A 2,509-nucleotide genomic window follows, 5' to 3' on the forward strand; every position below is an offset into this window, starting at 1 on the left:
CCAGGGCTGAGCCCGGCGCGGGCCGACCGTACGGGGACGACGGTCGTCAGTCCACCGTGGCGAAGCTGGGGTGCGGCGGCTGGTTGTACGCCGTGTTCTGCCACGCGACGGCCAGCCGGTACTGCCGGTCCTCCATGAGCGGCGGGTGCGCGATGTCGGTCGGGATGTCCGTGGAGTAGATCCGCAGCGCGCTGGAGTCGGTCGTGCGGAAGACGACCTCCTCGCGCCAGTCGCCGAGGATGTCGGCCTGGAGCGCCGGCGTCGCCTTGGTGCCGTTGTTGGACGCGACCCCCGCACCCGTGAGCAGTCGGGTGTCGCCGCTCGCGCCGTACTTGTCGATGTGGGTGTCGTCCAGCAGCTCGCGCTGCCCGTCGCCGTCCCACCAGATCACGAAGTTGGTGGAGCCGGGCTTACGACCCACCTCGGAGCCGTCCGTCGCGCTACGCAGGCCGGAGACCTTGGACGACCAGACCTCGGCCCCGGGGTTGTCCGCGGTGATGTCCGCGGCCACGCCGCGGCCGTTGTCGGAGCCGGCGGCCGGAGCGCTGGAGAGGATCCTGCCGGTGGCGGCGTCGGCGACCCAGTGCGCGGGGTCGCTGCCGGACTCGGACGGCTTGAACACCTCGAGCCCGGGGTTCGACGGCACGAGGTCGCTCACGTGGTAGGCGTCGCCGTGGTGGGTGCCGTTCTGCCACAGCCCGTACCCGTTGTCGTCGATCGCCATCGAGCCGTAGAGGATCTCGTCGCGGCCGTCGTCGTCCACGTCCGCGATCGAGAGCTGGTGGTTGCCGCGTCCCGTCCAGTCGGGCCCGTTGGTCGACGAGCTGGAGTCGAACGTCCAGCGGCGGGTGAGCGCGCCGTCGCGGAAGTCCCACGCGGAGACGGCCGTCTTGGCGTAGTAGCCGCGCCCCATGACGATGCTCGGCCGGGACCCGTCGAGGTACGCCGTGCCCGCGAGGAAGCGGTCCACCCGGTTGCCGTACGTGTCGCCCCAGTCGCCGACATTGCCGCGGGCGGGCCGGAAGTCGACGGTGTCGAGCTCGGCGCCGTCGGTGCCCCGGAAGACCGAGAGGAACTCTGGTCCGCTGAGCACGTAACCGCTGGAGTTGCGGTGGTCGGCGTCGCCGTCCCCGATGACCTGACCGGTGCCCGAGACGGTGCCGTCGCCGGTCTTCACGGCGACTTCGGCGGCGCCGTCGCCGTCGTAGTCGTAGACCTGGAACTGCGTGTAGTGCGCCCCGGCGCGGATGTTGCGGCCGAGGTCGACGCGCCACAGCCGCTCGCCGTCGAGCTCGTAGGCGTCGAGGTAGACGTTGCCCGTGACGCCGGACTGCGAGTTGTCCTTGGCGTTGCTCGGGTCCCACTTCAGGACGATCTCGTACTCGCCGTCGCCGTCGAGGTCGCCCACCGACGCGTCGTTCGCGGAGTAGGTGTACCCGTCGCCGGCGGGCGGCACGTCCAGCGGGACGTCGAGCGAGCTCGCCTCGGCGCCCGCGACGGGCGCGAGCGTGAGGGACTCGCCGGCGACCTGCCCGGCGGCGTCCTCGGTGGTGCCGGCGGACAGCGCGGCCCTGGCGCGCGCGGCCCCGTCCCCGACAGCGAGGACGGCGTAGCGGGCGTCGGCGGGCGCGCCGCGGTCGAGGAACGACGTCGCGCCGGTCACGGCGGGCCCGGGCACCCGGACGCCGTCGCGGTAGACGTGGAACGCCGCGTCGCCGCCGTCGGACGCCAGAAGGCGCCAGCTCACGCGGTTGCCGTCGGCGCCGGGCGTGCTGATCACCGCCCGGCCGCCGGGCGACGCGTCCGCGGCGGACGCCGGCACCGCGGGGGCGGGCGGGGCGCCGGCGGCGAGGGCGGGGGAGGCGAGGGCGAGCGCGCAGAGCGTGCCCACGGCGGTGGCGAGCGTGGTGGTGGCTGCGGTCGTGCGGAGAGTCGGCAGCATCGTTGCTCCGTTCCGGTTGAGACGATTCACACCGTTCGGGACCGAGGCTGCCAGAAACCGGTTGCCCACGTCACCCCCGGGTCTCACGACGTGGGACGTACGGGAGGGCCGGCGCTCAGGGCTTGGGGATGCTGGTCACCGTCGTGAGGAGGAAGACCGAGTCCTCCAGCGCGCTGACGGCGTGCCGCTCGTGGGTCAGCACGCGCAGCTGCCCGGCGTGGACCTCGTCGTTCCCGTCGAGCGCGGTCACCCGCACGCGCCCGTGCAGCACCAGGACCGAGGCCGCGGGCGGCGAGTTGTGCTCGCCCAGCTCGATCCCCTCGACCAGCGCCAGGATCGTCTGCCGCAAGGGGCCGTCGTGCACGACGACCTCCGCGCTGCGGCCGTTCTCCGCGGCGCGGGCCTTGTCGAGGTGGGTCGTCGTGAGGGCGTCCAGGTCGGCCATCAGGGGGCTCCGTCCGTCGGTCGGCACGCGGGTCCGCGTCGTCGCGGGCCCGCGGCCCTCACCGTACCCGCGGTCGCCGTGCGGGCGCCGCGCGTCGGGGTCGTGGCGGGTCAGGCGGCGCC

General features: G+C 73.9%; 2 protein-coding genes. Both read right to left on the reverse strand.

Going from position 1 to position 2,509, the window contains the following annotated elements; translation table 11 throughout:
- Positions 1-46: 46 nt before the first annotated feature.
- Positions 47-1,942, reverse strand: a complete 1,896-nt coding sequence (locus ACFWEK_RS20740; protein WP_430555264.1) for a rhamnogalacturonan lyase — start codon at positions 1,940-1,942, stop codon at positions 47-49.
- 115 nt (positions 1,943-2,057) lie between these two features.
- A partial coding sequence (locus ACFWEK_RS20745) for a hypothetical protein (RefSeq protein ID WP_430555265.1) occupies positions 2,058-2,509 on the reverse strand: 452 nt, incomplete at its 5' end.

The organism is Isoptericola sp. NPDC060257, from assembly GCF_042726645.1.
In the GTDB taxonomy this organism is placed as follows: domain Bacteria; phylum Actinomycetota; class Actinomycetes; order Actinomycetales; family Cellulomonadaceae; genus Isoptericola; species Isoptericola nanjingensis.